The 25,306-nt window shown below is 65.5% G+C and carries 19 protein-coding genes; 7 read left to right on the top strand and 12 right to left on the bottom strand.

From position 1 onward, the window contains the following. Positions 1–209: 209 nt before the first annotated feature. From HPT29_RS24335 to xylF, 3 genes are all read right to left on the bottom strand, one after another. On the bottom strand, positions 210–989 hold the full coding sequence (locus tag HPT29_RS24335; RefSeq protein ID WP_173946391.1) for an ATP-binding cassette domain-containing protein: 780 nt from the start codon (positions 987–989) through the stop codon (positions 210–212). A gap of 12 nt (positions 990–1,001) precedes the next feature. Next, entirely contained in the window at positions 1,002–2,300 is a 1,299-nt protein-coding gene (locus tag HPT29_RS24340) for a sugar ABC transporter permease (protein WP_173946392.1), read from the bottom strand. 171 nt (positions 2,301–2,471) lie between these two features. Then, complete coding sequence (gene xylF / locus HPT29_RS24345) at positions 2,472–3,515, bottom strand: D-xylose ABC transporter substrate-binding protein (RefSeq protein ID WP_173946393.1); 1,044 nt, start codon at positions 3,513–3,515, stop codon at positions 2,472–2,474. Between the two features lie 224 nt (positions 3,516–3,739). On the opposite strand from xylF, the gene HPT29_RS24350 reads away from it, so the two are divergent. The 5 genes from HPT29_RS24350 (at position 3,740) to HPT29_RS24370 (ending at position 12,885) form a co-directional block, all read left to right on the top strand. Beyond that, complete coding sequence (locus HPT29_RS24350) at positions 3,740–4,948, top strand: ROK family protein (RefSeq protein WP_173946394.1); 1,209 nt, start codon at positions 3,740–3,742, stop codon at positions 4,946–4,948. Between the two features lie 76 nt (positions 4,949–5,024). Continuing rightward, on the top strand, positions 5,025–8,084 hold the full coding sequence (gene polA, locus HPT29_RS24355; protein ID WP_173946395.1) for a DNA polymerase I: 3,060 nt from the start codon (positions 5,025–5,027) through the stop codon (positions 8,082–8,084). 813 nt (positions 8,085–8,897) lie between these two features. Beyond that, on the top strand, positions 8,898–11,597 hold the full coding sequence (locus tag HPT29_RS24360) for a calcium-binding protein (RefSeq protein WP_259060355.1): 2,700 nt from the start codon (positions 8,898–8,900) through the stop codon (positions 11,595–11,597). A 188-nt stretch (positions 11,598–11,785) separates the two neighbouring features. Then, positions 11,786–12,496 carry a glutathione S-transferase gene (locus HPT29_RS24365; RefSeq protein ID WP_173946397.1) on the top strand — a complete coding sequence of 237 codons (711 nt, stop codon included), beginning with the start codon at positions 11,786–11,788 and terminating at the stop codon, positions 12,494–12,496. 104 nt (positions 12,497–12,600) lie between these two features. Further along, the gene (locus HPT29_RS24370) at positions 12,601–12,885 is read left to right on the top strand and encodes a hypothetical protein (protein WP_173946398.1); all 285 of its coding nucleotides are present in this window, start codon (positions 12,601–12,603) and stop codon (positions 12,883–12,885) included. Positions 12,886–12,906: 21 nt separating this feature from the next. Here the strand turns inward: HPT29_RS24370 and HPT29_RS24375 are convergent, their stop codons facing one another. The 3 genes from HPT29_RS24375 to HPT29_RS24385 all read right to left on the bottom strand — a co-directional run bounded on the left by HPT29_RS24375 (position 12,907) and on the right by HPT29_RS24385 (position 16,121). Then, positions 12,907–13,695 (bottom strand): class II glutamine amidotransferase, encoded by a 789-nt coding sequence (locus HPT29_RS24375; RefSeq protein ID WP_173946399.1) that lies wholly within the window; start codon positions 13,693–13,695, stop codon positions 12,907–12,909. A 112-nt stretch (positions 13,696–13,807) separates the two neighbouring features. Beyond that, positions 13,808–14,908, bottom strand: coding sequence for an NAD(P)/FAD-dependent oxidoreductase (locus HPT29_RS24380; protein ID WP_173946404.1), 1,101 nt, complete (start codon positions 14,906–14,908; stop codon positions 13,808–13,810). A 157-nt stretch (positions 14,909–15,065) separates the two neighbouring features. Then, positions 15,066–16,121, bottom strand: coding sequence for an ABC transporter ATP-binding protein (locus HPT29_RS24385; protein WP_285892600.1), 1,056 nt, complete (start codon positions 16,119–16,121; stop codon positions 15,066–15,068). A gap of 307 nt (positions 16,122–16,428) precedes the next feature. On the opposite strand from HPT29_RS24385, the gene HPT29_RS24390 reads away from it, so the two are divergent. After that, positions 16,429–17,529, top strand: a complete 1,101-nt coding sequence (locus HPT29_RS24390) for a Gfo/Idh/MocA family protein (RefSeq protein ID WP_173946761.1) — start codon at positions 16,429–16,431, stop codon at positions 17,527–17,529. Between the two features lie 93 nt (positions 17,530–17,622). Here HPT29_RS24390 and HPT29_RS24395 read toward each other — a convergent pair whose 3' ends face one another. The 6 genes from HPT29_RS24395 to HPT29_RS24420 form a co-directional block, all read right to left on the bottom strand. Beyond that, on the bottom strand, positions 17,623–18,426 hold the full coding sequence (locus HPT29_RS24395) for an NAD-dependent epimerase/dehydratase family protein (protein ID WP_173946762.1): 804 nt from the start codon (positions 18,424–18,426) through the stop codon (positions 17,623–17,625). Positions 18,427–18,537: 111 nt separating this feature from the next. Next, the gene (locus HPT29_RS24400; protein ID WP_173946763.1) at positions 18,538–19,416 is read right to left on the bottom strand and encodes an SMP-30/gluconolactonase/LRE family protein; all 879 of its coding nucleotides are present in this window, start codon (positions 19,414–19,416) and stop codon (positions 18,538–18,540) included. Further along, positions 19,416–20,447 (bottom strand): Gfo/Idh/MocA family protein, encoded by a 1,032-nt coding sequence (locus HPT29_RS24405; protein WP_173946764.1) that lies wholly within the window; start codon positions 20,445–20,447, stop codon positions 19,416–19,418. The genes HPT29_RS24400 and HPT29_RS24405 overlap by 1 nt, the downstream gene beginning before the upstream one ends. A gap of 4 nt (positions 20,448–20,451) precedes the next feature. After that, complete coding sequence (locus HPT29_RS24410) at positions 20,452–21,318, bottom strand: carbohydrate ABC transporter permease (protein ID WP_173946765.1); 867 nt, start codon at positions 21,316–21,318, stop codon at positions 20,452–20,454. Continuing rightward, entirely contained in the window at positions 21,311–22,252 is a 942-nt protein-coding gene (locus HPT29_RS24415; protein WP_247654314.1) for a carbohydrate ABC transporter permease, read from the bottom strand. Before HPT29_RS24415 ends, HPT29_RS24410 begins: the two co-directional genes overlap by 8 nt. 88 nt (positions 22,253–22,340) lie before the next feature. Beyond that, on the bottom strand, positions 22,341–23,621 hold the full coding sequence (locus tag HPT29_RS24420; RefSeq protein ID WP_173946766.1) for an ABC transporter substrate-binding protein: 1,281 nt from the start codon (positions 23,619–23,621) through the stop codon (positions 22,341–22,343). A gap of 362 nt (positions 23,622–23,983) precedes the next feature. Between HPT29_RS24420 and HPT29_RS24425 the strand changes: the two genes are divergently transcribed. Further along, complete coding sequence (locus tag HPT29_RS24425) at positions 23,984–25,234, top strand: Gfo/Idh/MocA family protein (protein ID WP_173946767.1); 1,251 nt, start codon at positions 23,984–23,986, stop codon at positions 25,232–25,234. Positions 25,235–25,306 lie beyond the last annotated feature (72 nt).

Genomic DNA, 25,306 nt, shown 5'->3' on the forward strand with positions numbered 1-25,306 from the left:
GGTTGGGTCACAAAGCCGGCGCGCTACGCTTGCTCGAAATCGACACGTTCTTCCTACCACGTCATCGCCGGTCTTGTACCGGTGATCTCGATTGAGTGAGGCGCTGCGCTTTTCATCATCGGGATGGCCGGTACAAGCCCGGCCATGACGGGACGGTGCTCTCCAATCGAACGATCTCGCACCGCAGCGGGAAGAGGTCGTGCGCCCGGTCAGCTCGCGCCCGGCCCCGGCGTCGCGCCGGGCGGACACTTGCCGAGGATGATCATGCCGAGCACCTCGTCCTGGGTGACGTCCTGCACGTTCGCCGAGCCCACGAGCTTGCCGTTCTTCATCACGCTGACCCGGTCGGCGAGGCCGAACACGTCGTGGATGTCGTGGCTGATGAGGAAGATGCCGATGCCCTCCTTCTTCAGCTGCAGCACGAGGTCGGCGACCTGCTGGGTCTCGGCCGGGCCGAGCGCCGCCGTCGGCTCGTCCATGATGAGCACGCGCGCGTTGAAATAGATCGCCCGGGCGATCGCCACCGATTGCCGCTGGCCGCCGGAGAGCGCCTTCACGGGCTCCTTGAAGCGGCGGAAATGCGGGTTGAGGCGCGCCATGACCTTGCGGGTCTCGGCCTCCATCGTGGCGTCGTCCAGGGTCCCGTAGGGCGTGAGAACCTCGCGCCCGAGGAAGATGTTGCCGGCGGCGTCGATGTTGTCGGCGAGCGCCAGCGTCTGATAGATCGTCTCGATGCCGTAGCGCTTCGCGTCGCGGGGCGTCGCGATGTCCGCATGCTCGCCGTTGACGTAGATCTCGCCCGCATCCGGCCTGTAGGCGCCGGACAGGATCTTGATCAGGGTCGACTTTCCGGCGCCGTTATGGCCGAGCAGGCCCACCACCTCGCCGGGACGAAGATCGACCGAGACGCCGTCCACGGCCTTGATGCCGCCGAACGCGATGGAGATGTTGCGCATCTCGACGAGAGGCGTCGTTCCATTCGTGTGCATGATGCGCTTTCCTTACTTGAGGCGGCGGCGATAGAGGCTGTCGACCCAGACCGCCAGCACGAGAACCGCCCCGACCACGATGTTCTGCAGCGGCGTGTCGACGCCCAGCAGCACCATGCCCGATTGCAGCGACTGCATGACGAGGGCACCGAGCATGGCGCCCGCAATGGTGCCGATGCCGCCGGCGAGCGACGTGCCGCCGATCACCGCGGAGGCGATCACGTAAAGCTCGTCGAGGGTACCGGCCGCATTCGTCGCCGCATTGAGGCGCGCGGTCGAGATGCAGGCGGAGATGCCGCAGAGCAGGCCCATCAGGCCGAACACTTTCATGAGCGTCCAGCGGGTGTTGATGCCCGAGAGCTCGGCGGCCTCCGGATTGCCCCCGATGGCGAACACGTAGCGCCCGAATCGCCGGCGCGTGGCGATGAAGGTCATGACGAGCCCCACCACGATGGCGATCAGCACCGGCAGGGCCACGCCCTGCGAGATGAACAGGCCGCCTTCGGGCCAGGCGATGCCGCGGGCCTCGGCCCAGGTCCGGGCCGATCCCATCGGCATGGGATAGGCGTTGAAGATCGCGGCGGTCGCCAGAACGACCCCGCAGGCCACGACGGCGATCACCGCGTCGCCCCAGCCGGGGCGCACCGGAAATCCGAAGCGCAGACGACGCCGGCGGGTCAGGCCCAGGCCCACGATGATGAGGCCGCAGGCCACGGCCGCGATGAACCAGGTGGTGGTGGCGCCGAGCGCGCCTTCCACGCCGCCGCCGAAGGCCTTGAAGCGGGTGTCCATGGGGGCGACGGTCTGGCCGGTCGTGACCCACCAGGCGGCGCCGCGCCAGACCAGCAGGCCGCCGAGCGTCACGATGAAGGAGGGAATGCCGAGATAGGCGATGAGCCAGCCCTGGAACAGGCCGATCAGCCCGCCGGCCACGAGGGCGATCAGCACGGCGAGCGGCGCCGTCAGCCAATGCTCGAGACCGAGATAGGCCGGCAGCCACTGCACCTGGGCGACGCCGATGATCATGCCGACCACGCCCAGGATCGCGCCGACCGACAGGTCGATGTTGCGGGTCACGATGACGAGCACCATGCCGGTCGCCATGACGGCGACGGACGCGGTCTGGACCGACAGGTTCCAGAGATTGCGCGGGGTCAGGAAGACGCCGCCGGACAGGATGTCGAACCCGATCCAGATGATGGCGAGCGCCGCCAGCATGCCGAGCATGCGGACGTCGATCTCGAGCTTCGACAGGAGCGAGCCGGAAGCGGCGCTCGGCGGCGGGGCGGCGGTGGCGACGGGTGCGGTCATGGGAATCACTCGTTCTGCGAAAAGCGTCATTCCGGGGCCGCGAAGCAGAACCCGGAACCCGGGACCACGAGGCGTTGAGGAGAGGCGCGATCATGCGCCTGATCCATCGATGCCGGCGGTCACGGGTTCCGGGCCCGCGCCATCGGCGCGCCCCGAAATGACAGCGTCAGATCAGTTGCAGGCCTTCGCGCTGCCGGCCTTCACGCCCTGGCAGACCACGTCCTTGGACGCCCAGCCGGCATTGATGACCACGTCGAGATTGTCCTTCGTGATCGCCACGGGCGTGAGGAACAGAGCCGTCATGTTCTGCTTCTTCGGGCCGAGATTCCAGGGCTTCGCCCCCTGGATCTCGCCGAGCTTCTTGCCGCCGGCGAGCTGGACGGCGATCTCCGCGGCGTTGCGGCCGAGTTCGCGGGCGTCCTTGAAGACCGTGACGGTCTGCGTGCCGAGCGCCACCCGGTTCAGGGCCGCCTTGTCGGCGTCCTGGCCGGAGACCGGCACCGAGCCGGCAAGGCCCTGCGCGGCGAGGGCCGCGATCGCGCCGCCGGCGGTGCCGTCATTGGCCGCGATCACCGCGTCGATCTTGTTGTTGTTCTTGGTGAGGAACTGCTCCATGTTCCGCTGCGCGTTGGCCGGGAGCCAGCCGTCCGTATAGGCCTCGCCCACGTTCTTGATCTTGCCGGAATCCATGGCGGGCTTGAGCACCTCCATCGAGCCCTGGAACAGGAAGTTGGCGTTCGGATCCGAGCCCGAGCCCTTGATGAACGCGTAGTTGCCCTCGGGCTTGACCTTCAGCACTTCGCGGGCCTGGAGACGGCCGACCTCGACGTTGTCGAAGGTGAGATAGAAGGCCTGCGGAATCTCGATCAGGCGGTCGTAGCCGACGACCGCGATGCCCTCGGCGATGGCCTTCTCGACCGCCGGACGCACCGCGTCGGAATCCTGGGCCAGCACGATCAGCGCCTTGGCGCCGCGGGAGATGAGGCTCTCGATGTCGGTGAGCTGCTTGGCCGGCGAGGATTGGGCATCGGCCGACACGTAGGTGCCGCCGGCCTTCTCGACGGCGGCCTTGATGGCGGCCTCGTCGGTCTTCCAGCGCTCTTCCTGGAAGTTCGACCAGCTGACGCCGACGACCGGGCCCTTCTGGGCGAAGGCCGCGGTGGCGGACAGCGCCAGGGCGGCAAGAGAGATGAGTGCGTGTTTCTTCGATAGCATCGGTTTCCTCCTGGACCTTGCGTTCCCTTGCAGGTCCCTCGCTCATGACAGGCTGTCGATCCGACCGGATCGACGGAATGGCTCGCTCCGCCATGCGCTATATTTCGAGCGCGGAAATAATTATCTCAGCCATTGGCGCCTTCAAGCGCCATCGAGCTTATATTTTCGTCTGATACCCATCGGTGCCGAAGTTGTTTTATTCATAACTCGAAGAAATGACCGCGATGATCCCGCTCCCCCTCTCCCCCCGCGAAACGGCCCGCCGGCGCCTGCTCGATGCCCTGCGCCGGGAGGGTCCGATGGCCCGGGTGGAGATCGGCCAGCATCTGGGCATGAGCCCGGCGAGCGTCTCCGACCTGACCGCGAGCCTGCTCGACGAGGGGATCCTGGTGGCCGAAGAGACCGCCGACCAGGGCTCCGGCCTGATCCGCGGCCGGCCCAAGACCCGCCTGTACTTCGCCGAGACCCTGGGCTCGGTGATCGGCGTCTGGACCGGGTTCAACCGCATCGAGCTGCGGCTTGTGGACAGCGCCGGGCGCAACCGCGCCAGCCGCCACGTGGAGCGCCCGTTGCGCAATCTCGGCGCGGAGGAGCTGATGGACGTGCTGGCCGGCACGATCACGGCCTTCGCCGAGGAGACCGGCGCCCGGGACGTGAAGGCCGTGGGGCTCGCCTGCCAGGGCTACGTGGACACCAAGGACGGCATCGTCGCCTGGAGCCCGGTGCTCGGCGCCCGCGATCTGCCGCTCGCCTCGGGACTCGGCGACCGGCTCGGCAAGCCGGTTCTCATCGAGAACGACGCCAGCGCCATGGCGTTCGCCATCACGCAGCGGAACTCGGATCTGCGCTCCGGTCGCACAGCCTGCCTGATGATCGGCGACGGGGTGGGCCTCGGCTTTCTGATCCAGGGCGAGCTCTATCGCGGCGCCCGTTTCGGCGGCAGCGAGTTCGGCCACGTGCGGCTTCGCCGGAGCGGTCCGCAATGCCGCTGCGGCGGGCGCGGCTGCATCGAGGCTTATCTCGCCGACTACGCCCTGCACCGGGACGCCCAGCTCATCGATCACCGCCCGGCCCCGACCCTGCTGCTGCCGAGCGAGGGCGCCATGGGGGCGATCGTCGCGCAGGCCCGGGCGGGCGATCCGGCGCTCCTCAACCTCTTCCAGGCTGCCGGCGAGGTTCTGGGCGACGCGGTCGGAATCCTGATCCAGACGCTCGAGCCCGACCACATCGTCATCTGCGGTCCCGGAACCCGGGCCATGGATCTGCTACGCCCCTCCTTCGAGGCCGCGCTCGACTCGCAGACCATCCCCGAGCTGAGGGCGCTCGCCGCCATCCATGTGGTGGAATCCTCCATGGACCTGCTGACGGAAGGCGTCGTCATGCAGGCCCTGCGCGAGCTCGACCTCGATCTCGCGCGCCTCAAGGCGGCCTGATCCTGCCTTGAGGCGTAGCCAGGGGCCTCGGAAAACACTATCTGTTACGGGTCGATCTTCTCAACACCTGAGACCTATGCCCTCATCCCGCCCCGTCCAAGCCGGCGACCACGTCTTTCTCGTCGACGGCTCCTCGTTCATCTTCCGGGCCTACTTCCAGTCCATGAACCAGGACCAGAAGTACAATGCCCGCTCGTCGGACGGCATGCCGTCCGGGGCGGTGCGGCTCTTCGTGTCCAAGCTCCTGCAGTTCATGCGCGATGGGGCGGCGGGCCTGCGGCCGACCCATCTCGCCATCGTGCTCGACAAGTCCGAGGGCTCGTTCCGCAAGGAGCTCTACGAGGATTACAAGGGCCACCGGCCCGACGCCCCGCAGGATCTGAAGGTCCAGATGCCGATCATGCGCGAGGCGATCCGCGCCTTCGGGCTCGAACCCGTGGAGCTGCAGCGCTACGAGGCGGACGACCTGATCGCCACCTATACCCAGCAGGCGAAGGCCCGCGGGGCGGACGTGCTCATCATCTCGTCCGACAAGGACCTGATGCAGCTCGTCGGCCCGAAGGTGTGCTTCTACGATTTCGAATCGGGCTCCAAGGGCAAGCCGGGCTACCGGCCCGAGCGCAACCTGGACGAGGCCGCCGTCATCGAGAAATGGGAGGGAATCCCGCCGGAGAAGATCGGCGACGTGCTGGCCCTCATGGGCGACACCTCCGACAACGTGCCGGGCGTGCCGGGCATCGGCCTCAAGACGGCCGCCCAGCTGATCAAGGAATACGGCGATCTCGAAACGCTCCTGGAGCGGGCCCCCGAGATCAAGCAGCCCAAGCGCCGCGAGACCCTGATCGCCAACGCGGATACGGCGCGCCTGTCGAAGAAGCTCGTGACGCTCGATTGCGACGCCCCGGTGCCGGTGCCCCTCGACGACCTGCGCCTGCCCGAGCCCGATCCGAAGACGCTGATCGGCTTCCTCAAGGCCATGGAGTTCAACACGCTGACCCGGCGCGTCGCCGAGCTCTACGACGCCGATCCCACGGCGATCGAGCCCGACCCGCGCCTCCTGCCGGGCGGCGAGGCGATCCGCTGGGAGCGCAACGGCGACGGCACCGGCGTGACGGCGCCCACCGACGATGCGGTGCCGTTCTTCGGCAAGGCCGATGCGCCGACCGGCGAGGTCGATCCCTTCGCGGGCCTCGACCTGCCGGAAACCGCGACCCTGCGCCGGCCCGTCGAGGGCATCGGCACGCCCTCCCAGGTCGCCGGAAAGCGCGCGACGGAAGCCTCGTCGGTGCCCATCGACGTCACGGCCTACGAGACCGTCACCACCCTCGAGCGCCTGAAGGACTGGGTCGCCCGGGCCCACGCGCAGGGCCATGTGGCGGTCGACACGGAGACGAGCGATCTCGATGCAACCCGCGCCGATCTCGTCGGCGTCTCGCTGGCGCTCGAGCCGGGCCAGGCCTGCTACGTGCCGCTGCAGCACCGGGACGAATCGAACCTGTTCGGCGGCGGCCTCGTCCAGGGCCAGATTCCCGTCGGCGAGGCGCTCGACGTCCTGCGCCCGCTCCTGGAGGATTCCGCCGTCCTCAAGATCGGCCAGAACCTGAAATACGACTGGGTCGTGTTCAAGCGCCACGGGATCGAGGTGCGGCCCTACGACGACACCATGCTGATCTCCTACGTGCTCGATGCCGGCAAGGGCTCGCACGGCATGGACGAGCTCTCGCGCCGCCATCTCGGCCACTCGCCGATCAGCTTCTCGGACGTGGCCGGCACGGGGCGGAACAAGGTGACCTTCGACAAGGTCGAGATCTCCAAGGCCACCGCCTATGCGGCCGAGGATGCGGACGTCACGCTGCGCCTGTGGCAGGTGCTCAAGCCCCGCCTCGTCGCGGAACGGCGCGCCACCGTGTACGAGACGCTGGAGCGCCCCATGGTCGACACCCTCGCCCGCATGGAGATGCGCGGCATCATGGTCGACCGGCAGATTCTCAGCCGCCTCTCGGGGGATTTCGCCCAGACCCTGGCGCGGCTCGAGGACGAGATCCACGAGATGGCGGGCGAGAAGTTCGCGCTCGGCTCGCCCAAGCAGATCGGCGACATCCTGTTCGGCAAGATGGGCCTGCCCGGCGCCAAGAAGACCCCGTCCGGCCAATGGGCGACGCCCGCGACGCTCCTCGACGAGCTCGCGCAGGCCGGCCACGAGCTGCCCGCCAAGATCCTCGAATGGCGCCAGCTCTCCAAGCTGAAATCCACCTATACGGACACCCTGCAGGAGCACATGCATCCGGAGACCAAGCGGGTGCACACCTCGTTCTCGCTCGCCGCCACCACGACCGGGCGCCTGTCCTCGTCCGATCCGAACCTGCAGAACATCCCGATTCGCACGGAGGCCGGCAGAAAGATCCGCAAGGCCTTCGTGGCGCCGGACGGCCACAAGATCATCTCGGCCGATTACAGCCAGATCGAGCTGCGGCTGCTCGCGCATATCGCCGACATCCCGCAGCTGCAGGACGCCTTCGCGGAAGGGATCGACATTCACGCGGCGACGGCCTCGGCCATGTTCGGCGTGCCGCTCGACCAGATGACGCCGGACCTGCGCCGCCAGGCGAAGACCATCAATTTCGGCATCATCTACGGCATCTCGGCCTTCGGCCTCGCCACGCGCCTCGGCATCGGCAACGCGGAGGCCTCGACCTTCATCAAGCAGTATTTCGAGCGCTTCCCGGGCATCCGCACCTATATCGACGAGACGAAGCGGTTCTGTAAGGACAAGGGCTACGTGACGACCCTGTTCGGGCGCGTCTGCCATTATCCGCAGATCCGCTCGAGCAACCCGTCCGAGCGCGCCGGCGTGGAGCGCCAGGCGATCAACGCGCCGATCCAGGGCACCGCCGCCGACATCATCCGCCGCGCCATGGTGCGCATGGAGGACGTCCTGAAAGCCGAGCGCCTCTCCGCCCGCATGCTGCTGCAGGTGCACGACGAACTGGTGTTCGAGGTGCCGGACGACGAGGTCGACGCCTCCCTGCCGGTGATCTCCCGCGTGATGACGGAAGCCCCCTTTCCGGCCATCACCCTGAAGGTGCCCCTCGCCGTGGAAGCCCGCGCGGCGCAGAACTGGGATGAGGCGCATTAGAGCATCGGCTCCGAAAGTGAAGTTGCACGGATGGGATCCATCCGATGCTCATCGTTGAGGCCGGCGCATCGCTCGTCGCAGCCCTGATAGACCGCACGATGCGCCAGGAAGGCCCGTCATGGTCCGGGCGTTCAGCGTCCCGCAGGAACACCCGCCGATGAGAGGTGCGGCGCTTCTCCGTATCGCATGCGCCGAGCCCGCCCCGGCCGCCCGGAAACCTCTCCACGTCATCACCGGCCCTGTGCCGGTGATCCCGCTTGTCTAAAGCGCCGCGCTTTTCTGATCGGGATGGTCCGGCACTGATCCTCTCCACGTCATCACCGGCCCTGTGCCGGTGATCCCGATTGTCTGGAACGCCGCGCCTCACCGGATCGGGATGGCCGGCCGGTCATCACCCGCCTCTTGCCGGCCATGACGGGAGAGGAGCGGATATGACGAGACAATGCAGGACCGGCGATCCGATCTCCCACCTTCGACGCTCATCCTGAGAACGCCACCGCATAATGGAAATCTGCCGCGACCGCCGTTTCGCGGCGAGCCTGCCGGCTGCCCCCCAGGACCGGACAAGGCGCGTCCGGGGCGATCATGTGCTCCCGCGCACAGTCGAGCTTCACCTTTTTCGTTACTGCAACAATGTCGCATGAACGGAGCTTTTCGTTGACAGTCCAGAGACTTACCCAAGGTGAGGTGCCCCAATCTGCCGTTAGGATACGTTCCGTTACGGCCGACCCTCTCTGAACGGAGAGTTGTTCGCCCGCACGCGGGCCCATATAGCCTTGTAACCAAGTTGCCTTGACGAATTCACGGCCTCCGATGCTGCGGAAGCCGCGATCCTCACGGCATCCCACGGCGCACAACAGACACTCGTTCACCGCGCAAGCACCACCGGCAGCCCTGGCCGCCGAACCCTTCCGCGCGCCTGCACCAGAGCAAAGCTCGACGGTTCAGCCGCACACGACACAATTCCTTCCGCTTTCAGGAGAGCACAAGATGACATTAAAGGTTTGGGGAACGCAGGATATTGTCGCGAACACGCTGGGAGTCGAACGAGACTCGCTGACCATGCTGCCGGATGGCGGCTATGTGGTAACCTTCCGCCAAAACCAGAAGATCGGATTCCAGGTCTACAGCGGCAACGGCGAGAAGGTCGGCGGCGTTAGACTCGTCGATAGCCCTGTGACCGGTGCCGTACAGCAGTTTTCTGACGTCGCCAGTGTCGACTCAGAAGGCCAGTTTGTCATTGCCTGGACTGAGTCATTCGCTGATGGTAAGCGCGCCCTGCGCACACAGACTTTCAATAGCGACGGCACTTCTACTCCTGCCGTTCTGATCACCAATACAGCTCAAGCGGACGGCGCACAGATTACACGCACCGGGGAAAGCGTTTGGGCCGTTACCTACTTCGAAACGATCACTGCAACGGGCACGAACACGATTCATCTGGTGGCCTCGTCCGATCCGACCCATACTCCGTCGGTAATAGCTAATGACAAAGTCGTTGGTCGCCCTGACGTCGCGTGGATCGGTGGAGCCAGTTCGGTGGTCTCCTACCAAAAACAGAACAGTACGATTGGGTTTAAGGTTTTCACGGGTGGCGTGAGTGGGGAAACTACCGTCGCCGGCGTATCCGCCAATGTGGTTGGGCTAAAGAACGCAGATGGCTCTCCAAACGGAACTTTCGCTGTCGTGGCCAACTCGGGGTTCGATGGAGCTTCGACCGTCACGATCAACCGCTTTCAAGTGAATGCGGGCGTTGTGCAACCTCTGGGCGCTCCGACCACGATTGCGACCGGGCAGAAGGACGGCAACGGCGATCAGATCAGCACGACAGCTCTGCGTGGCGGTGGCCTTGCCGTTGCCTATGTCGGAACCGGCATCGACAACGGCGATATTTTCCTCGCCGTCATCGGGGCCAACGGCGTCCTCATCACTCCTCCGAACTTCAGAGTCCACAACGAAGCAGGCAAGCAGGTTACGCCCGCGATCTCGGAGATGGTGGACGGCCGTCTGGCGATATCGTGGCACGACAGAGCCGTTGGTAACGGTCAGATTGAAACAACGATCGTCGATGCGCGCGTCTCCAAGATCGACGTTGTTGGAACCAGCAAGAACGACGTCTACGCACCATCCGAGTTCACCGGCGATACCCTCGATGGCAAAGGCGGTTTCGACACGCTGACCTTCAAGGGCACGACGACCGGTGGCGTCGCCGTCAACCTTGTCGCCGGCAACGGAACCGCAGGCGATGCAGCGGGCGATACCTACACGAGCTTCGAGAAGGTGATCGGCTCGACCTTCAACGACACGCTCACCGGCGGAGCCGGTCACGTGCTCGTCGGCGGCGCCGGCAACGACACCTATTACGTCTCCGCCACCAGCACGGTGATCGACGAGTCCGGCGGCGGATACGACCAGGTCTTCTCGTCCGCCACGTACACGCTCTCGGCAGGCATCGAGAACCTGTTCGCGACCGGGTTCGATGCGATCAATCTCACCGGCAACGAGAGCGACAACATCATCGCCGGCAACGATGCGGCCAACCGGCTCACGGGCAATGGCGGCAACGACGCCCTCTACGGCAACGGCGGCGGCGATGTCCTCGACGGCGGCGCCGGCAACGACGCGCTGGATGGCGGAGCGGGCGACGACGCCCTGGCCGGCGGCATCGGCAACGATGTCCTCTATGGCCGCGACGGCAACGATTCCCTCAGCGGCGATGACGGCGACGATGTCCTCGACGGCGGTGTCGGCAACGACGTCCTCGCCGGTGGAAACGGCAACGACAACCTGCAGGCCGGCGACGGCAACGACGCTCTCGACGGCGGCGCGGGCGACGATGTGATCAACGGCGGCACGGGCGCCGACACCATGAACGGCGGAGCCGGCAACGACGCCTATTACATCGACAACCTCGGTGATCAGGTCATCGACGGCGCAGGTGTCGATACCGTGTATGTGGCCATCGACGGCTACGACCTCAACAGGCTTGGCGCGATCGAGAACATCACCGGCATCGGGGCGGTCGCGATCACCCTGACGGGCAACGCGTTCAACAACGCGCTGACCGGCAACGACGGCGCCAACATCCTCATGGGCGGCGCCGGCAACGACGTGCTCTCCGGAGGACGCGGCAACGACAAGATCTACGGCCAGGAAGGCAACGACGTGCTCTTCGGCGGGCTCGATCGCGATATCTTCGTGTTCGACAAGCGTCCGAACAAGCGCACGAACGTGGATAAGATCGCCGACTATAACGTCCGTGACGACTCGATCTATCTCGAGAACAAGTACTTCAAGGTCGGCAGCGGCTCACCCAGCAAGCCGAAGCAGATGGCGAGCAAGTACTTCTACAAGGGCGCCAAGGCGCACGACCGGGATGACCACATCATCTACGACAACAAGAAGGGCATCCTGTACTACGACGCCGACGGCACCGGCTCCTCTGCCGCGGTCAAGATCGCCACGCTCGATCGCAACCTGAAGATGACCTACAAGGACTTCTTCGTGATCTGATCCGGGCACGACTCCCGTAGGGCAAATGAGAACGAGGGACGGCGTCCTGCCTTGCAGGGCGCCGTTCCGCTTTCCGGAGCGCCTGGCCGCATTCCGGCGCGCCTTTCCGGCCCCGCCCCCGCGATGCCTTGCGCGGAACCCTTTCGGCCCCATTCTCCTTCGTGTCGGAGCATCACGGGGAGATCCGCATGGCTTATGAGCTCTACTACTGGCCGACCATTCAGGGGCGCGGCGAATTCGTCAGGCTAGCCCTCGAGGAGGCCGGTGCCGATTACATCGACGTGGCCCGGGAATCGGAAGGCATCGCCGTGATGATGCGGATGATGGATCACGCGGAGCATCCGCCCCTGGCGCCGCCCTTCCTCAAGGACGGCGACACGATCATCGGCCAGACGGCCGCGATCCTGCTCTATCTCGGGGCGCGGCACGGGCTCGCGCCCAAGGATCCGGCTGGCGGATTGTGGACGCATCAGATCCAGCTCACCATCGCGGACCTGGTGGCCGAGGCGCACGACACGCATCATCCCGTGGGGGTGGGCCTCTATTACGAGGACCAGAAGGCCGAAGCGCTGCGGCGGTCCGACGAGTTCTGCGAGAACCGGATCCCGAAATTCCTGACCTGGTTCGACACCATCCTCGCGCGCAACCCCGCAGGCGATGCGCATCTCGTCGGCCGTTCGCTCACCTATGCCGACCTCTCCCTGTTCCAGCTTGTCGAGGGATTGTCCTATGCCTTTCCGAAGGCCACGGGGCGCGCGCTGAAGCAGGCGCCGCGCGTCGCCGCCCTGCACGACGCCGTCGCGCGGCGGCCGCGCATCAAGGCCTATTGTGCGAGCCCCCGGCGCATCCCCTTCAACCAGGAGGGCATCTTCCGGCGCTATCCGGAACTGGATCGTTAGGGGCTTGTTAAGGGTCGGCAGGGCTGGATGGCGTCCGTTCTTCCCTTCCGGCCTCAATTCCTCCACGCTGCCTGTGGATCCTCACGAACGATCAGGAGCATAGCATGACCGAGGACACCGAGGGCGTCGCGATTCGTCTCTGGCGCGACCGAGCGCAGCTGCGCGAGCAGGAGCGGAACGAGGTTCAGGCCCGCCTTCGGATCGCCGAGGAGAAGATCGCCATCCTGCTGGCCGAGAACGACCGCCTCGCCGCCGAGAACGCGCGGTTGCGGTCGCTCGGCGGCCCGGACGACGACGGCGCACGCACCGAGACCGAGCTTCAGATGGAAGCACTCAAGGGCGCCCTGATGTCCCTGATCGCCCGGCCGGCCGACAGCCTGAATTCGTGAGAGCGCGAACCCGTGCGGCGCTCACGCCGCCAGGCAATCCATGGCGGCGTTGAGGCATTCGACCGTGACGCTGCCGCCAGCGGCCACGAGGCTGCAGCCCTTCGGCACCTCGCGCCAGCCGCGGGTCTTGTCGTCGATGGGCTCCGAGACCACCAGCAGGTTGGCGCCCTCCTGACGGAAATACAGGGTCGGCGGCTTGGCATCGCAGGCCCAGCGATAGGCCCACAGGCTCTCGCCGTCCGTGAAGGCGGCGGTGAAGCGCAGGGCCTCCTCGATGCCGGCCTGGTCCATGAGGCCGCGCACCTGCTTGAGGGTACTGGCCATGGCGGTAACGGGCTCCTCCGGCAGGCCATTGGCCAGCGCGAGGAGGAAGATCGCCTCGGAATCCGTGGTGCCGAGCCGGCGGTCGTAGAGCTCGTCCGGGATCAGGGCCTCCAGCCGGCGCTTGATGCGCCCGTAGCCGCCGATCTGGCCGTTATGCATGAACAGATGCCGGCCATGGGCGAAGGGGTGGCAGTTGGCCCGCGTCGTCGAGGTGCCGGTGGAGGCGCGCACATGGGCGAAGAAGAGCCGGGAGCGCACCTGCTCGCACAGGCTCCTCAGGTTCTCGTCCGACCAGGCCGGCCGGACCTCCCGGTAGATCCCGGGCTCGCGGCGCTCCCCGTACCAGCCGATGCCGAAGCCGTCGCCGTTCGTCTCGGTCTTGGCCTCGACCGCGTGCAGCGATTGGTGGACCAGGGAATGGGCCGGAGCACAGACGAGTTCATCGAGGAAGATCGGCTCCCCCCGGTAGGCGAGAAAGCGGCACATCGGCTTACGGCAGCCCCCTAGGCATCGCACTTCGTAACGATGTTGTACTCTCTTGCATTCATGGTGAACAGCCGGTTAACGGCTGCGCTGCGGGCGTCCGGCCTTCGTGGCGTCAGACCGACGCGGCGAGCCTTGCCGCCACGTCCTCGGCGATCGCGAGGGACGCGGTCAGGCCCGGGCTCTCGATGCCGAAGAGCTGCACGAGCCCCGTCAATCCGTGCTCGGCCGGGCCGTCGATCATGAAATCGGCCGCCTTCTCACCGGCCCCCGTGAGCTTGGGACGGATGCCGGAATAATCGGGCACAAGCGCGCCGTCGGGGAGCTCCGGCCAATAGCGGCGGATGGAGGCATAGAAGCTCTGGGCCCGGCGCGGATCGACCTCGTACTCTTCCCGGTCGATCCATTCCACGTCGGGACCGAAGCGCATGCGGCCGGAGAGGTCCAGCGTCACATGGGTACCCAGGCCGCCGTCGACGGGAGCCGGATAGATGAGGCGCGAGAAGGCGGGCTTGCCGAGGCAGCCGAAATAATTGCCCTTGGCGAGCACCAGCTTCGGCACGCGACCGGCGGGATAGCCGTCCGTCGCGCGGGCCAGCGCCTGCGCGCCGAGCCCCGCGGCATTGACCACCGCGTCGACGACGAGGTCGGTGGGCTCCTCGCCGCCCACATGCACGTTCCATCCGGCCCCCTCCCGGGCGATGCGCGCGACGGGCGCATGGAACGCGATGGCGCCGCCGGCGCTCTCCAGATCGCCCTGGAGCGCCAGCATGAGGGCGTGGCTGTCGACGATGCCCGTCTCCCGCGACAGCACGGCGCCGGTGCAGACGAGATTCGGCTCGAGGGCCCGCGCCTCCTCGCCGGTCAGGAAGGAGAGCCCCTCGACCCCGTTCGCCAGCCCCTGTTCGTAGATGCCCTCGATCTTGGCCTGTTCGAGATCGTCGGTCGCCACGATGAGCTTGCCGCATTTGGCGTGCGGCACGCCGTGGCTCTCGCAGAAGGCGTAGAGCATCCGCCGGCCGTCGACGCAGTGACGCGCACGGAGCGAGCCGGACGGGTAATACATGCCGGCATGGATGACCTCGCTGTTGCGCGAGGAGACGCCATTGCCGATGCCGCCTGTCGCTTCGGCCACGATCACGCCATGGCCGCGAAGGGTGAGCGCGCGCGCAACCGCGAGCCCGACGACACCGGCCCCAATCACGAGAACGTCTATGGTTGCCTCCCGGCGGTTCGGAAGTCAGGATGTCGAAGTCTGCAAGGATGGTCATGGACGGTCCGGGACCATCGGTCCGACCGCTCCACCCTGGCTTTGCAGGTCGCATGAAAAAGGCGGCCTCGCGGATGCGGGCCGCCCTTGCTGCGCGAGTCGATCAGAGGCGCTTTCCGGTCTGCTCGTCGAAGAGGTGGACGAGCTTGGGATCGGGGGTGACGCGGATCTGCTGGCCGGGCTGCGCGTTGACGCGCTCGCGGAACACGCCCACCACGTCGGCCCCGCCGAACTTGGCGAAGACCTGCGTCTCCGAGCCGGTCGGCTCGACCACCGCCACCTCGGCCGGCACCCCGTTGGCATCGTCCAGCATGAAGTGCTCGGGCCGGATGCCGTAGATGATCGGCTGCCCGTCGGACGCCGCCGGCGCGTTGGCCACCGGCAGGGTGATGCCGGTGCCGGTCACGAAGCGCCCGCCCTGGAGATGGCCTTTGAGGAAGTTCATCGCCGGCGAGCCGATGAAGCCGGCCACGAACAGGTTGGCCGGGCGGTCATAGAGCTCGAGCGGGGCACCGACCTGCTCGACCACGCCGTCGTGCATCACGACGATCTTGTCGGCCATGGTCATGGCCTCGATCTGGTCGTGGGTGACGTAGATCGTGGTGGTCTTCAGGCGCTGGTGCAGGGCCTTGATCTCGGTGCGCATGGCCACCCGCAGCTTGGCGTCGAGGTTGGAGAGCGGCTCGTCGAAGAGGAATACCTGCGGGTCGCGCACGATGGCCCGGCCCATGGCGACGCGCTGGCGCTGGCCGCCGGAGAGCTGGCGCGGGTAGCGGTCGAGGAGCTTGCCGAGGCCGAGGATCTCGGCCGCGCGGTCGACCCGCGACTTGATCTCGCTCTTGGGGGCGCGCTTGAGCTTGAGCGAGAAGGCCATGTTGTCGGCCACCGTCATGTGCGGGTAGAGCGCGTAGTTCTGGAACACCATGGCGATGTCGCGCTCTTTGGGCGGCACGTCGTTGACCACCTTCGGGCCGATGCGCAGCTCGCCCCCGGAGATGTTCTCCAGCCCGGCGATCATGCGCAGCAGGGTCGACTTGCCGCAGCCGGACGGACCGACCAGGATCACGAACTCCCCGTCCTGGATGTCAATCGACACCCCGTGAATGACCGGTACCGTTCCGAAATTCTTGCGGATGTTGCGGATCTCTACTGAGGCCACGGGGCTTCCTCCAACCTATGTGCGTTCACGGCACTCTAAAGGTGCCCTGCCAGAACCTTGATACAGCGACGCTATGGTAGGTGTTTCTACGACTTGATCAAGTTAAGCACATATCATGTTGCACGACAAATCTTGACATGCAAGCCGGAGTGCCGTTGCATCGCGAAGATTGCGGTTCCTGGAACCCGGCTCGAATATGGGCTGTCGTTCGCTCGCGGATCCACCTGTCGCCACGCACAGGAACCGGATTTGAATCGTCAAGCTCCGAAAGGCCGGCACGGCTCGGAGTGAAGGGAGATAAGCGCTCATGATCAAGAATGTTGCGGTCGTCGGCTGCGGGATCGGCCGCACCCACATCGTTTCCTATGCGGCTCATCCGGACAAGTTCCGCGTGGTGGCCATCTGCGACCTCAACGACGAGCGCCTGGCGAGCATCGGCGACGAATTCGGCATCGAGCGCCGGACCAAGGACTATGCCGAGATCCTGCGCATGGACGATGTGGACATCGTCGATGTCTGCACCCCTCCGGCGGTCCATCTCGAACAGATTCTGGCCGCACTCGCGGCCGGCAAGAACGTGGTCTGCGAGAAGCCGCTCGTGGGCTCCGTGGCGGATGTCGACAAGGTGATCCAGGCGGAAAAGCAGTCCAAGGGCCGCGTTCTGCCGATCTTCCAGTATCGCTATGGCAACGGCATCATGAAGGCCAAGCACATCATCGATCAGGGCATCGCCGGAAAGCCCTATCTCGCCTCCGTCGAGGTGTTCTGGAAGCGGACCGCGAAATACTACGACAATCCGTGGCGCGGACGCTGGGACACCGAGCTCGGCGGCGTGCTCGTCACCCATGCGATCCACCTGCACGACCTCCTCACCTTCGTCATGGGCCCGGTCAAATCCGTCTTCGCGCGCGCCGCGACCCGGGTCAACGACATCGAGGTGGAGGATTGCGTCGTCGGCAGCCTGGAGCTGCAGAACGGAGCGCTCGCCTCCACGGCCGCCACCCTGGGATCGCAGGACGAGATCAGCCGCCTGCGCTTCTGCTTCGAGAACGTGACGTTCGAGAGCTGCCAGAAGCCCTACGCGCCGGGCGACGACCCGTGGAAGATCATCCCGGCCTCCCCGGAGGTGCAGGCCCGGATCGATCAGGCGTTCGAAGGCTGGACGTTCGTCCCGACGCGGTTCGAGGGCTTGTTCGCCCCCTATCACGAGGCTCTGGTCTCGGGCGGTGAGCTGCCGATCACTCTGGTCGATGCACGCCGTTCCCTGGAGCTCCTGACGGCCTTCTACCAGTCCATCGAAACCGAGCGGCCGCAAACGCTGCAGGTGGGTCCCGATCATCCCCGCTATACGAACTGGAGCCTCGCGAACAAGGGCGCCGACGTCCTGCGCTACGCCGCCCGGGCCTAGTTTCGACGCCGTCGTCTCCCGCATGAAACAAAACCCGGGGTGTCGTGCCCCGGGTTTTGTTTCGTCCGTCTTCGAACGAACCGGGCGACCGGCTCAACCCAGCCAGTCCTTCCGGCCCGAAAACTCGTCCGGCACGAAGTTGCCGCCCTGGTAGCTGCGGGCGAGCTCCGTGGCGAGCTCGACCGTCTCGACTTTCGCCGCATAGGTTTCCGCATCATCCTGAGGCTCGTAGCCGAGCCGGTAAGCGGCGGCATTGTCCCACCAGGAGCGGGTGTTCCGGGAGACGCCGTAGACGATCTCGTGGACGTAATCGGCCGTGAGGCCAGCCTCGACCAGGCGCACGAAATCCCCGTGGGACAGCCAGGTGGACAAGGCCCGCCGATTGTCCGGCTCGGGCAGGCACGAACCGATCCGCAGGCAGAGGCTGCGGATGCCGTGCTTGTAGGCGTAGAGCGCCGCCACGTCCTCGCCGATGGCCTTCGTCAGCCCGTAACGCGAATCGGGTCTGGGCGGGCTTTCGCCGGACAAGGTCCGGTCGTTCGGATACATGCCGGTGGCGTGATTGCTGCTTGCGAAGATCACCCTGTCGACGCCGGCACGCCTTGCGCCCTCGTAAAGGTTGATCGTCCCGACGATGTTGGACTGAAGCATCTCCGGCCAGCCGGTCTCGTAGGGAATGCCGCCCAGATGGATGATCGCATCCACTCCCTCGCACAGGGCCCGGACAGCCGCCGCATCGGCGAGGTCGCAGGGGACGATTTCCTCGCCCTTGCCTGCGTCTCCCAGGGTGACGATGTCGGACAGCCGCAGCAGCTGGTACCGTCCGGCGAAGGAGTGGCGCAGGAGGCTTCCAAGGCGGCCTGCGGCTCCGGTGAGCAGAATGCGTCGCGGGTTCACGGCTGTTTCACCATTCGATCGTGAGAGAAGTATTTGTCATATATATGATGAGTTTAGAGGATCAGGGGTCGCCGTGGACCGACATCTCTCGGAATCGCCAGAATCAGCCCGTCAGACGTCCATCCACCGTTCGACCCGCGCGCCAGCCACGGGGGACGACGCGATGAAGAGGCTGCCGGATTGCGGAGCGGAGGCGAGCCCGTCGGGATTGTCCGGCTTCAGGGACGTGATCACCAGGGTCTTCAGGCCGTCGCCGCAGAAACACGGCATGGTGGGCGCCGGAACGGGCACGGGATGGGTTTCCACGATCTCCCCGTCCCGGGAGATCCGGTTCAGGCGCCCGGCGGAGACGCCGGAACTCCAGTAGAACCCCTCCTCGTCGCAGGCGCCGCCATCGGGCCGGCCCCGAGCCTCGTCGAGCGTGGCGATGCGCGCCCGATTCGCAAGGCGCCCGGAGGACGGCTCGAAATCGTAGCGGTCGATCCAGGGGCCGCGGGAATCCGAGTGGAACATGGTGCGGCCATCGGCCGACCAGGCGAGCCCGTTCGACACGAGGCAGACATGCTCCAGAACGCGGGTCACCCGGCCGCGTCCATCGACCCGGTAGAGGGAGCCGCGCGGCTCCTTCTGGGGCCGGTCATCCATCGAGCCGACCCAGAACGCGCCGTCGGGCCCGACCTTGCCGTCGTTCAGCCGGTGCCAGGAGGGTTCGCTTGGAACCTCCGCGAGGATGTCCAGGCTCTCATCCTCCGGATCGAACACCGCGATCGTGCGTTCGAGCGCCACGACCAATCGGCCACTAGCTCCGAGCCCGATCGATCCGACGACCCGCGGCATCGTCCAGGTGCGATGCTCCGAGCCGTCGAGGCGAATGGAATGGATGGCCGGCGCCTTGATGTCGACGAAGAACAGGACCTTGCGGCGGTCGTCCCAGACGGGACTTTCGCCGATCCCGCATCGGGTATCCTTGAGCAACCGGAAGTCGAGCATCACCGGGCCCCCGGCCCGGCCGGCCCCGCTTCCGCGAGCGCCTGCGCCTTCAGGGTCAGCTCCATGGCCTTGAAGCAATGCTCCTGGCCCATGGCCGTCTCGGTCCGGTTGCGGATGTCGTCGACGAGATTGCGTCCGTAAGGCAGCTCCTCGTTGGAGCAGTCGAGATGGCGCATGCCGGTCTTGTCGACCAGGAACAGATGATCCTTGCCCTCACGTCCGGCGATGTCGATGTACTTGCGCATCTCGATGGTGCCTTCGGTTCCTACGACCATGACGCGCCCGTCGCCCCAGGTCGGCAGACCGTCCGGCGTGAACCAGTCGACCCGGATGTAGCCCGTGGCATCGGCGGTCTTGAGCGTCATCTCGCCGAAATCCTGCAGCCCCGGCGTCTGCGGGTTGTTGCGGTTGGCCACCATCGCATAGGTGACCTCCGCATCCTTCGCGCCCGTGTAGAACAGGAACTGCTCGCATTGGTGCGACGCGATGTCGGTCAGGATCCCGCCATAGGCCTCCCGTTCGAAGAACCAGGACGGGCGGATCGGCGCATTGAGCCGGTGCGGGCCGAGCCCCAGGGTGTTCACCACCTTGCCGATGGCCCCCGAGCGGATCAGCTCGCCGGCCTTGTCGGTGACGCGGCTGCTGAAATGCTCGGAGTAGAAGATCGAGTAGATGCGACCCGTCTCCTGCTGGACCCGGCGCACCTCGGCCAGCTCCTCGAGGGTGACCATGCCCGGCTTGTCGACCATGTAGTCCTTGCCGTGGCGCATGACCTCGATGCCGATCCGCGCGCGGTCCCTGGGGATCGCGGCGCTCAGCACGATGGCGACGCTGTCGTCCTCCAGGATGCGCCGGGCGTCGTGGACGCGTTCCGCCTGCGGATAGCGCTCGGCGAAGGACACTGCGAGGTCGTCCTCCGGGGCGAAGAAGGACACGAACGTCGCCCCGGCGCCGAGGAGGGCATCAACCTGACCGAAGATATGGTTGTGGTTGATGCCGATGACGGCGAAGCGAATTCCGGATGCTGACATTCGCTCAACCCTTCAGACCGGTGGTCGCGATGCCTTCGATCAGCAGGCGCTGGAAGACCGCGAAGAACAAGAGGACCGGGATCAGGGCGACCACCGACATGGCGAAGAGCGCGCTCCAGTCGGACTTGCCCGTCGAGTCCACGAAGGTGCGCAAGCCGAGCTGGACCGTGTACTGGCTCGCGTCGTTCAGATAGATGAGCGGGCCGAAGAAGTCGTCCCAGGTCCAGATGAAGGTGAAGATCGCCGCCGTGGCGAGCGCCGGCACCGACAGGGGCAGCATGACGCTCCAGAAGATGCGCCAGGGGCCGGCTCCGTCGATGATCGCCGCCTCGTCGAGCTCGCGCGGAATGCCGCGGAAGAACTGGTAGAGCAGGAAGATGAAGAAGGCGTCCGCGGCCAGGAACTTGGGCACCACCAGGGGCAGGAAGGTGTTGACCCAGTCGAGGTTCAGGAACAGCACGTATTGCGGGATGAGGGTCACGTGGTACGGCAGCATCAGCGTGCCGAGCATGAGCGCGAACCAGAAGTTCTTGAGGGGGAACTTCAGGCGTGCGAACGCGTAGGCGGCCAGCGAGCAGGAAAACACGTTGCCGATCACGCTGAGGACCGAGATCACCAGCGAGTTCCAGAAGAAGGTCCCGAAGCTCACCGTCAGGCCCGACCAGCCGCGGACATACGCGTCGAGGGTGAAGGCATCGGGCCAGAGCGAGGCGTTGCCGAAGATCTCGTCGTCAGGCTTGAAGCTGCTCGCGAGCATCCACAGGAGCGGATAGAGCATGACCAGCGAAACGGCGCACAGGATCACGTGGTAGAGGAGAGAACGGGCTCCGCCCACATTCTGCGTCGTGGCGACTGTTGTGGCGTCAGTCATTGTAATGGACCCAGTAGCGAGAGGTGAGGAACGAGAAGGCGGTGAAGCAGGCGATGATGATCAGAAGGATCCATGCCAGAGCCGACGCATAGCCCATGCGGAAATAGGCGAAGCCTTCCTGGTAGAGATACAGGGTGTAGAACAGGGTCGAGTCGATCGGCCCGCCCGTGCCCTCGCTGATGATGAAGGCCGGCGTGAAGGCCTTGAACGCATCGATGGTCTGCACGATGCCGTTGAAGAACACCACGGGCGTGAGAAGCGGCAGGGTGATCTTGAGGAACTGCTGCACCTTGTTGGCGCCGTCGATGTTCGCGGCCTCGTACACGTCCGGCGGGATCTGCCGCAGGCCGGCGAGGAAGATGATCATCGGGGAGCCGAACTGCCAGACGCTGAGCAGCACCAGCGTGTAGAGCGAGTAGTTCGGATCCGAGATCCAGCTCGGTCCCTGGATGCCGAAGAGCCCCAGCGCCACGTTGGCGAGGCCGTCCTTGGCGAAGAGCTGGCGCCACAGCACCGCGATGGCGACGCTCGCGCCGAGCAGCGAGGGCAGATAGAACAGCGCGCGGTAAAGGGGCAGGCCGGCAATGCCGCGGTTGAGCACCATGGCGAGGCCGAGCGCGAAGGCGAGCTTCAGTGGAACGGCCAGGATGACGTAGGTGAACGTCACCTGCATGGAATGCCAGAACTTCACGTCATTGGTGATGATGCGCTGGTAGTTGGCCGTTCCGATGAACTGCGGATCCTGCAGCAGGTCGAAATTGGTGAAGGACAGATAAAGGGATGCGAGCGTCGGGCCGAGGGTCAGGCCGAGAAAGCCGATGAGCCAGGGCAGCAGGAAGGAATAGGAGACGAGGGTGCGGGACAATCCGCCCCGACGCTTGCTGCGCTTCTCCGGCTCGGTGATCGTCAAAGGAATTTGAGCAGTTGTTGTCATGCGGAATGGCTCACAGCAATGTCATGATAGACGGACAGGCCGACCCGGTTCGGCTGGGTCGACCTGGTGAGTCAGGGGGCGCTCGCGGTTACGCGCGGCTTAAGATGGCCTGGGCTTCGCTGACGTACTGCTTGCCGCCATCGGCCGTGGACAGGCGGCCGAAGCCGACCTGCTCGGAAATCCGGCGCAGCATGGTCTGAATCTCGCCGGCGCCCTTCGGCGGAGCCGGAGGAATCGGCCCGACCTTCGGCGTGACGTGGGAGATGAAGTCCACGACGAGCTTGCCCTGGGCGTCGAGCTCCGCCGACACGGCCTCGCGAACCTTCGGCGAGGCCGGAACGCCGCGCTCCACGCCAAGGAGCTTGGCGCCGTCCACGTCCTTCACGGTGAAATTGGCGAACTTCACCGCCGGCTCGGCCACCTTGCTGCGGGCGTAGATGCTCCACATCATCGACGGCTTGAGATAATGGCCCGGGTTGGGACCGGCGCCCTGCGGATACATGGTGATGCCGAGCGGGTTCTTGTTGAGAACTTGGTAGCCGACATACTGGTTCGAGTGGTTGAACGCGCAGGCCGCGCGGCCCTGCGTCAGCAGGTTGGTCTCGATGTTGTTCTTGTCGAGGGCCTGCAGGTCGGCCGGCGGGCAGGCCTTCGCCTCGCGAGCCTTGGCCCACATGGCGAACCAGTCCGACGCATCCTTCTCGTCGAGGCCGAGCTTGCCGTCCTCGGTATAGAGGGCCTTGCCGCGCTGGCGCAGCCAGTTCTCGAACGCGACCTCCTCGGCGCTGGCGTCGGAGGTGCCGAAATACTCACCGTTATGGGCCTTGGTGACCGCGGCGGCGAGTTCGAAGAACTTGTCCCAGGTCACGTCGATCGGCTCGGGAACGCCGGCCTTCTGGAACGCCGCCTTGTTGTAGATCAGCGCGTTCGAGTTGTTGCCGATATTGATGCCGTAGAGCTTGCCGTCGACCTTGCAGCTGTCGAGAGACGCTTTGTCGAAATCGCCGATGTCGAGGGATTTGCCCACGAATTCGTCGAGGGGCAGCAGGGCGCCGCGGCGGGCATATTCCGCGACGTAGCGGTAGTCCATCTGGATCAGGTCCGGCGCATTGCGGCCGGCCGCCTGCGTGGCGAGCCGCGGCCAGTAATCGCCCCAGGCCAGGGTCTCGCCGTCGATCTTCACGCCCGGGTTCCGCTCCTGGTAGAGCGAGACCGCCTTGAGGGTGCGGTCGGCGCGCTCCTTCGAGCCCCACCAGTAGAGGCGGACGCGCGCGTCCTGCGCGAAGGCCGGAAGGCTCCCCAATGCGCCGAGACCGGCGGATCCAAGAGCCGCCTTCAGCAAGGTCCTACGGTTAAGATCATGAGTCATGTGGCGTATCTCCCTCTCGGGCGCCGGCTCAACGGCTGCCCAGATGTATGGCCTCTTTCGGCGACGGCTCTTGTTTTTTGGCACCTGTTCCGCCGAGGTTCCGGTCCCTTCACCTCGGACGTTACGGGAGCGCTCCGCTTTTGTCGCCATCCGACATGAAGCTAAAATTTAGAATGGTTGTATGTCAACCAGTTGTATGATGTAATTTGACGATCTAAGCTCCCGGATCGAAGCTTCCTAAGGGACAGCTGGATCAAGAAAACATCCAAACCCTGGTTTACCCACCGCCGAAGCTCATATTTGTCATACAAATTCAACGCTTAAGCCTCACGCCGGGCGAAGCAGCAGGAGAACCCAAGAGAATGGATCGCGCGAACAGGAAACGCATTGCCCTCATTGGCACGGGCCACCGCGGCACGAGCATGTGGGGAATCAACGTCGTCAAAGGCTATGGCGACTTCGTCGAGATCGTGGCTCTGTGCGACCTCAACGGGCTTCGGGCCGAGCGCGCCAGGGGCTTTCTGGGCATCGACGCTCCCATCTATGCCGACGCCCAGGAGATGATCGCGGCCGTCAAGCCGGACACGGTGATCATCTGCACCCGGGATTCGAATCACGACGAAATGATCGTGCGGGCGCTCGAAGCCGGCGTGAACGTCATCACCGAAAAGCCCATGACGACCACGGCCGAAAAGGTGCGCCGCATCCTCGACGCCGAGAAGCGGACAGGCAAGCGTGTCGACGTGACCTTCAACTACCGCTACGCTCCGACCGTCCGGAAGATCAAGGAACTCCTGAACTCGGGCGTGATCGGCGACGTCACCTCCATCGACTTCCACTGGTTCCTCGACAACAAGCACGGCGCCGACTACTTCCGCCGCTGGCACGCCATCGAGGAGAACTCCGGCAGCCTCTTCGTCCACAAGAGCACGCACCATTTCGACCTGATGAACTGGTACCTGGACGACGACCCGGAGGACGTTTTCGCGTTCGCGAGCCTTCGCAAATACGGCAAGGTCAATCCGTTCCGCGGCGAGCGCTGCAAGACCTGCCCGCACGCCAGCTACTGCGACTACTACATGGACATCAGCCAGGATCCCTGGCTCGAGGCTCTCTACGAGGATCCCTCGCGCGAGGACGGCTATGTCCGCGACGCCTGCGTGTTCCGCGAGGAGATCAATATCCCCGACACCATGTCGGCCATGATTCGGTACCGGAAGGGCGTGCAGGTCACCTATTCGGTGAACACCTACATGCCGATCGAGGGCCATTTCATCGCCTTCGACGGGACGAAGGGCCGCATCCAGATGCGCCAGTTCGAGCGTCAGCCCTGGGAGACGCCGGAGCATGACGAGATCCTGCTCGTGCGGAATTTCGGCGGCGCCGAGACCATCAAGGTCCCGCATGAGCCGGGCGGGCATTTCGGCGGCGACCCGAAGCTTCAGGACATGCTCTTCAAGCCGGATACACCGGATCCACTGAACCAGCGCGCCGGCTCGCGCGCCGGCGCCATGTCGGTGCTGTGCGGCATCGCTGCGCTTCAGAGCTCCAAGACCGGACAGATGGTTAGCGTCTCGAAGCTGCTCGATCCGGCCCAGGCCATCGCGGCCTGACGATCGACGGGAGGTGGCGACAGCCACCTCCTCACCTGCTCCGCAATCCGGAGCAGCCGAACGGAACACGTG

It is taken from the genome of Microvirga terrae (assembly GCF_013307435.2).
In the GTDB taxonomy this organism is placed as follows: domain Bacteria; phylum Pseudomonadota; class Alphaproteobacteria; order Rhizobiales; family Beijerinckiaceae; genus Microvirga; species Microvirga terrae.